General features: G+C 36.8%; 12 protein-coding genes and 3 tRNA genes. 1 reads left to right on the top strand and 14 read right to left on the bottom strand.

Annotated elements, in window-relative coordinates; translation table 11 throughout:
• Window positions 1-355 (top strand): hypothetical protein (locus AB1349_11135; GenBank protein MEW6557886.1); only part of this gene is annotated, 355 nt, incomplete at its 5' end.
• Window positions 356-417: 62 nt separating this feature from the next.
• Here the strand turns inward: AB1349_11135 and hisS are convergent.
• From hisS to AB1349_11065, 14 genes are all read right to left on the bottom strand, one after another.
• A complete protein-coding gene (gene hisS, locus AB1349_11130; protein MEW6557885.1) occupies window positions 418-1,728 on the bottom strand; it encodes a histidine--tRNA ligase in 1,311 nt (436 codons plus the stop codon).
• Between the two features lie 71 nt (window positions 1,729-1,799).
• Window positions 1,800-2,834, bottom strand: coding sequence for a phenylalanine--tRNA ligase subunit alpha (gene pheS / locus AB1349_11125; GenBank protein MEW6557884.1), 1,035 nt, complete (start codon window positions 2,832-2,834; stop codon window positions 1,800-1,802).
• Between the two features lie 49 nt (window positions 2,835-2,883).
• Window positions 2,884-3,162, bottom strand: coding sequence for a tetratricopeptide repeat protein (locus AB1349_11120; protein ID MEW6557883.1), 279 nt, complete (start codon window positions 3,160-3,162; stop codon window positions 2,884-2,886).
• Entirely contained in the window at window positions 3,159-3,845 is a 687-nt protein-coding gene (locus AB1349_11115) for a TrkA family potassium uptake protein (GenBank protein ID MEW6557882.1), read from the bottom strand. Before AB1349_11115 ends, AB1349_11120 begins: the two co-directional genes overlap by 4 nt.
• A gap of 109 nt (window positions 3,846-3,954) precedes the next feature.
• Entirely contained in the window at window positions 3,955-5,289 is a 1,335-nt protein-coding gene (locus AB1349_11110; protein MEW6557881.1) for a TrkH family potassium uptake protein, read from the bottom strand.
• A 1-nt stretch (window position 5,290) separates the two neighbouring features.
• Window positions 5,291-5,656, bottom strand: a complete 366-nt coding sequence (gene rplT, locus AB1349_11105; GenBank protein ID MEW6557880.1) for a 50S ribosomal protein L20 — start codon at window positions 5,654-5,656, stop codon at window positions 5,291-5,293.
• Between the two features lie 99 nt (window positions 5,657-5,755).
• Window positions 5,756-5,953, bottom strand: coding sequence for a 50S ribosomal protein L35 (gene rpmI / locus AB1349_11100; GenBank protein MEW6557879.1), 198 nt, complete (start codon window positions 5,951-5,953; stop codon window positions 5,756-5,758).
• Window positions 5,954-6,074: 121 nt separating this feature from the next.
• Window positions 6,075-6,557, bottom strand: a complete 483-nt coding sequence (gene infC, locus AB1349_11095; protein ID MEW6557878.1) for a translation initiation factor IF-3 — start codon at window positions 6,555-6,557, stop codon at window positions 6,075-6,077.
• Between the two features lie 307 nt (window positions 6,558-6,864).
• Entirely contained in the window at window positions 6,865-8,583 is a 1,719-nt protein-coding gene (gene thrS, locus AB1349_11090) for a threonine--tRNA ligase (protein ID MEW6557877.1), read from the bottom strand.
• A 31-nt stretch (window positions 8,584-8,614) separates the two neighbouring features.
• A tRNA-Val gene (locus AB1349_11085) sits at window positions 8,615-8,688 on the bottom strand.
• A 118-nt stretch (window positions 8,689-8,806) separates the two neighbouring features.
• A tRNA-Cys gene (locus tag AB1349_11080) sits at window positions 8,807-8,879 on the bottom strand.
• Between the two features lie 44 nt (window positions 8,880-8,923).
• Window positions 8,924-8,995 (bottom strand) — tRNA-Gly (locus tag AB1349_11075).
• Window positions 8,996-9,046: 51 nt separating this feature from the next.
• Window positions 9,047-9,232 (bottom strand): helix-turn-helix domain-containing protein, encoded by a 186-nt coding sequence (locus tag AB1349_11070; protein ID MEW6557876.1) that lies wholly within the window; start codon window positions 9,230-9,232, stop codon window positions 9,047-9,049.
• Window positions 9,233-9,238: 6 nt separating this feature from the next.
• On the bottom strand, window positions 9,239-9,361 hold the full coding sequence (locus AB1349_11065) for a hypothetical protein (protein MEW6557875.1): 123 nt from the start codon (window positions 9,359-9,361) through the stop codon (window positions 9,239-9,241).
• Window positions 9,362-9,806: the final 445 nt, after the last annotated feature.

The raw sequence follows: 9,806 nt of genomic DNA, 5'->3' as shown, positions 1-9,806 counted from the left end.
CAAAATTTGTTTTTTTTCTCCAAGCCTGAACCAACACATCTTTGCTGCGGAACTGGGATATATTGACAAAGAGCAAAAAATTGATTTTTTTAAGTGTTATCAACAACTTTTTGAAATTCCGATGCTGCAAGATAGTCCTCGCTATCGCTCGGGAAACGGTAATAGTTTAGATTTGTTAAGATACTACCACAGAAACACTGAATTACTGAAACACGGAACTAAAATCAACTCCCAAATTCTTTTTTCAGTGTCTCCATCTTTCCGTGATTCAGTCATTCCCGATAGAGCCTGTCCCCGAAGCCTGTCCCCGAAGGCAGTAATCGGGGATTCGTTATCGGGGAACACTCGGGAATGACAGCGATATGGGAAAGGAATTTTTTCATTTCAATTTTAGTATAACATAAAATCTGCATTTTGTCAAGGTGGTGGCATGGTGCTTTTTTTTAGTTCTTCTACTGCGGCATCTATTCCGATTTCTTTTTGTTGCTGAAGTTTCATATCCCGCAGAATTATTTTTTTATTTTTAACTTCTTCATCGCCGCTGATAATTGCATATTTCGCTTTCAACGAATCTGCGAGCCGCATCTGTGCTTTAAGCGATTTGGTAAAATAGCCACCATCACAGGATATTTCAGCATTTCTGATTTCAGTCAGAATATGGAATGCTGTTTTTTTACAATCACTATTTTCAGTTGATACAACAAATACAACAGGTGCTCGGTAATCGGTAATCGGTAATCGGTAATCAGTGTTCGGTTTTAAACCGCTGACCGCTGACCGCTGACCGATAACTGGCTTCTGTAAAATTTCAACTACACGGTCAACACCGATTGCAAAACCGACAGCAGGCGTGGAGTCACCGCCGAGGTCTTTTACAAGATTATCGTATCTGCCACCGGCACAAACTGCATTCTGTGTGCCTAAAATATCAGCGGTGAGTTCAAATACCGTTTTAGTATAATAGTCAAGCCCGCGGACAAGTTTGTTGGAAACTGAAAAATCAACTTTTGTTTTTCTTAAACCATTTTTCAAATCCTCAAATTCTGACTCGCATACATTACACAACACAGGTTTAATACTACCAAATTTTTTGCTGTCAGTTTTACAGTCAAGCACCCGCAGTGGATTTTTGTAAAACCGGCGTTTACAATCTTCGCACAAACTGTCAATCTCTTTTTGGAGCGCAGTTTTTACCGCTTTTACAAATTCAGGTCGGCATTTCTGACAACCGAGATTGTTGAGTTCAGTTCTGATATTTTTTATCCCTGAACTTTCTAAAATTTCTTTTGCGAGTAAAATTATTTCAATATCTGCATATACGGACGGATTGCCAAAGTACTCACACCCGATTTGTGCGAATTCGCGGAACCTGCCCGCTTGAGGTTTATCCTGACGAAACATCTGCCCGATATAAAAAAACTTCTGGGTTGGAAATTTTTGAGAAAAGTCGTTTTCAATAAATGCGCGGACAACTCCGGCGGTGCCTTCAGGCCGAAGTGCTATCATTCTTTTGCCTTTATCCTCAAACACATACATTTCTTTTTCTACAATATCGGTTGTCTCGCCGATAGACCGCAGAAAGAGTTCTGATTGTTCAACTGTTGGGATTCTCATTTCCTGATAATTATATTTATAAAATATATCTCTTGCCATTTTTTCAATATTTGCAAAACTTTTCGCTTTATCACCAAAAATATCTCTGAACCCTTTAACAGATTGGTATTTCATAAATTACAAATCCTAAATTCCAGATTTTAATCGCTGTAATCTGGTTTTTATAATCACCGTAATCATATTAACTAAAACTGGCGCAGGAAGTCCAAATCGTTTTCGTAGAAGAGGCGCATATCATCAATACCAAATTTCAGCATTGTGATTCGTTCTATCCCCATCCCGAATGCATATCCGGTATATTTTTCAGGCGTGTAGCCAACAAATTCAAATACTTTTGGATTGACCATCCCACAGCCTAAAAGTTCTACCCAGCCGGTTTGTTTACAAACACTGCAGCCGTTTCCATTACACATCAAACATTTTATATCAACTTCTGCAGACGGTTCTGTAAACGGGAAATAACTGGGCCGAAACCGAGTAGTAATATCATTACCGAACATTCTTTTCACAAAAATTTCAAGCACTGTTTTTAGTTCTGAAAATGTGATATTTTCGTCAACTGCGAGCCCTTCAACCTGATGGAATGTGAACGAGTGTGCGGCGTCTACTGCTTCATGACGATAGACCCTGCCTGGCACAATTACTCTTACAGGTGGTTTTTGTTTTTCCATTACACGGATCTGGACAGGCGAAGTATGTGTCCGTAACAACAGTTCTTGAGTTCTTGAGTTCTTGAGTTCTTGAGTTTTGATGTAAAATGTATCCTGCATATCTCGGGCTGGATGGTTTTCGGGTATATTTAGTGCGGTAAAATTATAAAAGTCAGTTTCTATATCAGGACCGGTTTCAACCGAGAAGCCGAGTTCAGCAAAGATTCTTTTAATATCGTTCATCACCTGTGTTAGCGGATGAAGTTTACCAAACTCAAATGGCTTGCCTGGCAGAGTAATATCAAGTATAGTTTCAGAAATATCTGAACTAATTTTTTTTTGTCTTAGTTCAACATTGCGTTTAGAAATCGCATCGGCTATATTCCGTTTTGCGGTATTTATTTGTTTTCCGGTATTCTTTTTTTCTTCATCGGTAAGTTTTACGAGTTCGGCTAATTTATGTGAGATGATACCTTTTCTACCGAGATATTTTATCCGTATTTTTTCAAGTTCTTCTATAGTTTGTGTTTTAGATATTTCGTCTAATGCAGTTTTTTCAATATCGTTCATAATTTCATCAACAATTTTTAATTTTTAATTTTCAATTTTTAATTGCCTTTCATAATCCTACCAGTTTATCCAGATGTTTTTTTGCTGATTTGTGACTGGGTTGGATTTCTATTACTTTTTCAAACATTTTTTTGGCACCTGAAAAATCGTTTTTAGCTTCTTTGGTGATTCCTAAATTAAAATATGCATCTGCATTTTGTGGATTTATTTTTAGCACTTTTTCAAACTCGTCAATCGCTTCATCATATTTACCATTTAAAAAATAAAACTTCCCTTTTTCTATCAGGTCAAGTTCGTCGCTTGAAATGGTTTTTATTTGCTTTTTCATAATTTTTTCACTCTATCTATATCAGCGTAAGTTCCAATTATCACAAGTGTATCGCCATCCTGCAAGACCTCAGATGGTGAAGGTGCGATAATAAGTTCTTCTTTAAAATCCGTTTCGCCATCTTCTTTGATAAATGGCTGTTTCCGTTTTATACCGATAATCTGTAATTTATATTTTGCTCTGATATCCATATCTTTGATTGATTTATCTATGAACGACTGTGGGACAACGATTTCAGCCATATTGTATTCAGGTGAAAGTTCTATCTGTTCTATTATATTTGGTGAGACCAGCATCTGGGCAAGTTTCTCGCCCATATCGCGTTCTGGAAAGACAATTTTATCCGCACCGATTTTTTCAAGCACCTTTGCATGTAGTTCATCAAGCCCTTTTACTACGATATTTTTTACACCTATTTCTTTCAAAAGCAGTGTAGTAAGAATACTTGCTTCGCGGTTATCACCAATCGCAACGATTACAGTATGGAAATCAGCCAGCCCGAGTTCCCGCATTACCTTCTCATCAGTAGAGTCTGCGACAACTGATTGTGTAACCGCTGACGCAATAGCCTGAATCTTCTGCTCGTTAGTATCAATTGCCATAACCTGAACACCTTTTGACGCCAGCCATTTTGCAACTGCTATACCAAAAGTTCCTAATCCAATAACAGCAACCTGTTTCATAGAAAACGTCAAGTTAAAGGTATAAATCAAAGGTTAAAATTAACTGTATAAATTAAAATAATATCCAGAAATTTTTCCCTTTAACCTTTAACCTTTAACTTGCCCCTCCTTAGCCGACGGCGATTTTACCCTCTGCATAATAGTATCTAGCTGCGATATTGTTTTCTTCTATTGCAGCAACTGCAATTGTTACAGGTCCAAGCCGACCTACAAACATTGTAATTATTACCAGAATTTTGCCGAGTGGTGTAAAAAATGCTGAAAACGAAACTGGTGTACCAACCGCAGCAGACAGCCCACAAGTCGCAAATGCAGAGAAAACTTCAAACAATGTTCTTATAAAATCTTTTCCTTCAACAATCAAAAGCAAAAATGTAATAATACTGATAAACACAAATGCAAGCACTGAAATAACAAACGATTTCTGGACTATTTCTTGTGGGATTGTTTTTTTGAAAATAGTAACATTTTTTCTGCCTTGAAGCATCGCTTTTACTCCGGCAAGCAGTGTTACGAATGTTGTTGTTTTTGTTCCGCCACCTGTGCCTGATGGTGAGGCACCAATAAACATCAGCCCTATTATCAAAAATAATGCAGGCACAGTCATTGCTGAAATATCAATTGTATTAAACCCGGCGGTTCTCGGCGTTAGTGACTGAAAATAGGCGGCTAATAATTTACTTTTTAACGGAAGTGCACCCAAAGTGTTTGAATTGTTATATTCAAGCAAGAATATCAGAACCGTACCTGTTACTATCAAAATCAGCGTGGTAGTCACAGCGACTTTTGTATGTAGCAGCAGCCGTTTTGTAATTCTAAAACCGTAAATATCGCTGATAACGATATAACCGATACCGCCTAAAATAATAAGTGATGTGATACCTAATGTTACAGTAGCAGAATTGACATAATTTGCTAAATTGGACTCAAAAGTAGAGAAACCAGCATTACAGAATGCAGAAACGGAATGAAACAGTGCGTGTCCTAAACCTACCAAAAGCCCGAATTCAGGCACCCATTTTATTGATAGAATCACAACACCTATGAGTTCAAAAATCAGTGTAATTTTTACAACATAAACAACAAACTTTTTTATCTCGTTGAACGAAAATGTCTGGATACCTTCGGTGAATACAAGTCGGTCTTTTAACGATATTTGTTTGCCTATCATTATCACAAAAAGTGTCGCAAGTGTCATATAGCCAAGCCCACCGATTTGAATAAGCAGTGCTATAATAATTTTGCCAAACAACGACCAGTGTATTGCGGTATTAACAACAATCAGTCCTGTAACACAGACCGCAGATGTAGCGGTAAAAAGTGCGTCAATATAATTGGTGTAAGAACCGGTTGAGGAAGAGAAAGGTAAAGATAATAATATACTACCGGCAAAAATAATAGCCGCAAACCCACATATTAGAATTTGTTGTGGTGAAAGTTTCATATTAACCGGCTGTCGTTTGTACTTGTGATTTCGCAATATTTACAAGTTGCGAAAATTCTTCCGGTGAAGATAAAGCCATTTCTGCCAGAATTTTTCTGTTCAGCAATACGCCAGCCTTTTTAATGCCGTTGATAAACCTGCTGTAGGAAAGGCCATTGAGCCTAGCAGCAGCATTAAGTGTTAAAATCCATTGACTTCGTTTATCACGTTTTTTTTGTTTTCGTCCTCTATAGGAATGCACTAATGCCTTGTCTACTCTTTCAGATGCATGGATATAGACATTTTTGTTAGATAGCCGGAATCCTTTTGATTTCTTAAAAAGCCGTTTTTTTCGTCGCCTTGTTACAATTGCACCTTTAATACGCATGGTAAAATGTCAAGTTAAAGGTTACAGGTTAAAGGTTAAAAATATTCTGCCATAATTTTAATTTTCACCTTTAATTTATACCTGCCTTTTCACTGCCCCCTATAGATATGGCAAAACTGTTCTGACCAGTTTTGTATCCGTTAAATTAAGCTCGCCTGATTTTCTCAGATGTCGCATTTTTCTTGCTGATTTATCTGTTAGAAGATGACGGGCTTTGGTTTTTTTTCGTTTAATAATCCCGGTTGCTGAAATAAAAAATCTTTTTTTAGCACCACTGTGTGATTTCAATTTTGGCATACTAAAATGTCAAGTTAAAGGTATAAATTAAAGGTTAAAATTAAAGGTATAAATTAAAATAATATCCAGAATTTTTTCCCTTTTCCCTTTAACCTTTAACCTGCCTTTTCACTGCCTCCTTTTATTTCTTCGGTGAAAGAATTACATTTATTGAATTTCCCATCAACCGCGGCGGTGAATCCGGCTGTCCGTATTCGTTAACTTCTGCTAAAACACGATTAACTATATCTCCACCGAGCGATATATGTTCTCGTTCTCTGCCAAAAAACTGCATTGTTACCTTCACCTTGTTTTTTTCAGTAAGGAATCGTTGAATATGTTTTATCTTGAATTGTAAATCGTGCTCGCCAATTTTAGGTCTCATTTTTATTTCTTTAAGCACACCTGTTTTATGAATCGCTCTGTTTTGCTTGTCTTGTAGATACCGATATTTTTTGTAATCAATAATTTTACAAACAGGCGGAGTCGCTTGAGGCGCTATTTCTACAAGGTCAAGTCCTAAATCGCGAGCCATCAATTGTGCTTCTTGAATTGTTTTTATCCCTAACTGTGACCCATCCTCGCCTATAAGCCGAACATTGGATGCATGAATCTGGTTGTTAATCCTTACAAATTTTTTCAGAATTTTACACCACCTCCTTGAAATTCACGAATAACACATCACGAATATTATCACGAATTGTCACGAATAAAAACCTTGCCATTATTCGGGTTTATTCGGGATATTTGCCGTTATTCGTGTGTTTCTATTCGTGATTCATAAAAAAAGATAGCCCAGTGGCTATCTTATAGAATTCTGAATTAAATCTGGAATAAATTTGCGTTTAACAAATTTACCTTTTCTCCACTGGATTAAGGTGACTCGCTATAGCGAGTTCTTTCTTGTTGACTTTTATTATACTATTAAATTTCTATTTGTCAAGTATCTCTTCTAAAAATTTTTTTATATCCTTCGTAGTTGTAGAGTTTTCACCATATAATCTTACAGCAATTTTCTTTGATTCCTGCTCTTTTTTACCCAGAATTATGAGGTATGGAATTTTTTCTATCTGTGCTTCTCTGATTTTGTAATTTAATTTTTCGTTTCGTGAATCAATTTCTACTCTGAAATTGTCAAGTTTTGCTTTTACTTCTTCAGCATATTTTTGTTGGTTATCAGTAATCGGCAGAATTCTTATCTGCACAGGCGAAAGCCAAAATGGGAATGCACCGCCGTAATGCTCAATCAAAACACCAAAAAACCGTTCTAACGAGCCGAAAATAGCACGATGAATCATCACTACCTGTTCATCTTTACCTTCAGCGTTTCTGAAAGTAACATTAAACCTTTCTGGCAGATTAAAATCAAACTGGATTGTTGAGCACTGCCATAGCCGTCCTAAAATATCTTTTATTTCTACACTTATTTTAGGTCCGTAGAATGCGCCACCACCATCGTCTAATTGGTATTCATAACCTGTTTTTTCAAGCAACTTTTTTAATGACTCGGTTGCTAAATCCCATTTTTCTAACTCGCCTACATATTGCTCCGGTCGTGTAGAAAGTGTGATATTGTAGTTCTCAAACCCGAATTGTTTGAGGAAACCTATTGTGAAATTAAATACTGATATGATTTCTTTTTCTACATCATCTTTTGTACAAAAAATATGTGCATCGTCAATTGTAAATCCACGCACACGCATAAGCCCGTGTAACACGCCTGATTTTTCAAACCTATAGACAGTTCCTAATTCAGCAATTCGTAGTGGAAGTTCTCTGTAAGAATGCAGTTGGGTTTTGTATATCATTATATGATTGGGACAGTTCATTGGTTTTACACGGAACGGGTTGCCTTCAATCTCCATAGATGAATACATCAGGTCTGAGTATTTTTCCAGATGCCCACTGGTTTTGTAAATTTCTTCTGATGCGATATGTGGTGTATAAACAATCTGGTAACCCGCTTTTTGATGCTTCTCAGTCCAGTAGTCCTCTATAATTTTTCTGATAATTGCACCTTTAGGATGCCAGTGTATAAGCCCTGCGCCAACTTCTTCGTGGATTGAAAACAGGTTAAGTGTTTTTCCAAGAATCCGATGGTCTCGTTTTTTGGCTTCTTCTAATTTTTGTAGATATTCTGTTAGCTCTTTTTGTGTTAGAAAAGCGGTACCGTAAATTCGTTGAAGCATCTTGTTTTTTTCAGAACCCCGCCAGTATGCGCCTGCAATTGAAAGCAGTTTAAAATGTTTTATATCTTTTGTGTTTTCAAGATGAGGACCACGGCATAAATCAATAAAAGTATCGTGTTGATACAGCGAGACATTCTCGTCGGGAATTTCGTTTATCAGTTCAATTTTGTATGGCTCATTTCTTTTTGTAAAAAAGTCAAGTGCTTCCTTTTTAGACATTTCAGTCCGAACAAATTCGTGGTTACCATTAACGATTTCTTTCATTCTGTTTTCTATTTTTTCAAGGTCGGAAGGATTGAATGGCTGTGGTGTATCAAAATCATAATAAAAACCGTCTTCTATTGCAGGACCTATGGCAAGTTTCGTGTCAGGGAAAAGTTCCAAAACCGCCTGTGCCATTACATGGCTGGTTGAATGCCGTAAGATTCCTAAATCAATAATTTCTGTTCCTTTTCTACCCACTACTTTCTACTCCCTACTTACTGCCTTTATATGGGTGCGACAGGATTTGAACCTGTGACCCCCACGATGTCAACGTGGTACTCTAACCAACTGAGCTACGCACCCGAGAAACTGCAAGTTAAAGGTTAAAGGTAAAAGGTTAAAGTATTTTGTTGTAATTTTAACCTTATCCATTTCACCTGCATTATTTTAACCTTTAATTTTACTTTTAACCTGCTTTTATAGGTGCGGGCCGGATTTGAACCGGCGAATAAAGGTTTTGCAGACCTCTCCCTTAGCCACTTGGGTACCGCACCATTAAACCAATTAAAAATTACATTCTACATTTTTAATTGTCATAAGCGGGCGATGGGATTCGAACCCACGACCTTCTCGTTGGCAACGAGACATTCTACCACTGAACTACACCCGCATAAAGTCAATTAAAAATTATACTAAAATTAAAGATTTTGTCAATACCAAACTAAAAAAATTGTTCTTTAACCTTTTTTTCATCAATCCATTTGTCAATATCCCTGATGTCAAATTTTGTCAGGCGACCACATTTAACAAAGGGAATTCTCCGCTGACAAACCCATGCATAAAGCGTGTTCTTGCTCAATCCCATATATTCTGCTGCCTCATTTATGTTTAGCAATCGTTTTTCCATTTTTAGTTAGGAACCAGAAAGAAATTTTTCTATATCTTCCGACTTGTATATTTTATGGACTTCAATCTCAGTTATTTTGCCATCAATAAAATTAAAACTTAACTCGCCGAAAAACCTTTGTTCTCTCAATCTGTCGACAAATTCAGAACACACGCCTATGGAAATAGCATCTTTGTCGGGAACGCTTCCCTTCGGAAAAATCCTTTCACTTTTTGTTTTGTATCGTATTCAAGTTCAAAATTTTTCTCAAAGTATTTTCAGTAATCTTTGTAATCAGGGAATTATTCACTTCTTTATACTTTTCCTGCGCTTTAAGTAATTCTATGACGCATACTTGCAATAATTCATTGAAATCGCAGTTTTTGAGCGAACCATTTATTGCCTGAAAATTTCTAATTTTTCTTTTGACCAAATAAATTTCATCATCTGCAAAAAACCCTGTATAATTATCTCACCCAGAAGGTAATTGGACACGGGATTTGAAAGAATTGGTTGACTGCTGACCCTAAAAAGGGAGTAGTCAATATGGGTAGATGTGATAACAGAAGGAAGCGGTACAGTGCGGATTATAAAT

It is taken from the genome of Elusimicrobiota bacterium, from assembly GCA_040757695.1.
In the GTDB taxonomy this organism is placed as follows: Bacteria; Elusimicrobiota; UBA8919; order UBA8919; family UBA8919; genus JBFLWK01.
The sequence above is the reverse complement of the archived record's forward strand: the minus strand, read 5'-3'. Positions and strand labels throughout refer to the sequence as shown.

Bases quoted from the DNA above. Each gene is read 5' to 3' on its own strand.
- AB1349_11110 (MEW6557881.1), bottom strand. From the start codon at position 5,289: ATGAAACTTTCACCACAACAAATTCTAATATGTGGGTTTGCGGCTATT.
- hisS (MEW6557885.1), bottom strand. From the start codon at position 1,728: ATGAAATACCAATCTGTTAAAGGGTTCAGAGATATTTTTGGTGATAAA.
- AB1349_11070 (MEW6557876.1), bottom strand. From the start codon at position 9,232: ATGGAAAAACGATTGCTAAACATAAATGAGGCAGCAGAATATATGGGA.
- rplT (MEW6557880.1), bottom strand. From the start codon at position 5,656: ATGCGTATTAAAGGTGCAATTGTAACAAGGCGACGAAAAAAACGGCTT.
- pheS (MEW6557884.1), bottom strand. From the start codon at position 2,834: ATGAACGATATTGAAAAAACTGCATTAGACGAAATATCTAAAACACAA.
- rpmI (MEW6557879.1), bottom strand. From the start codon at position 5,953: ATGCCAAAATTGAAATCACACAGTGGTGCTAAAAAAAGATTTTTTATT.
- AB1349_11120 (MEW6557883.1), bottom strand. From the start codon at position 3,162: ATGAAAAAGCAAATAAAAACCATTTCAAGCGACGAACTTGACCTGATA.
- AB1349_11115 (MEW6557882.1), bottom strand. From the start codon at position 3,845: ATGAAACAGGTTGCTGTTATTGGATTAGGAACTTTTGGTATAGCAGTT.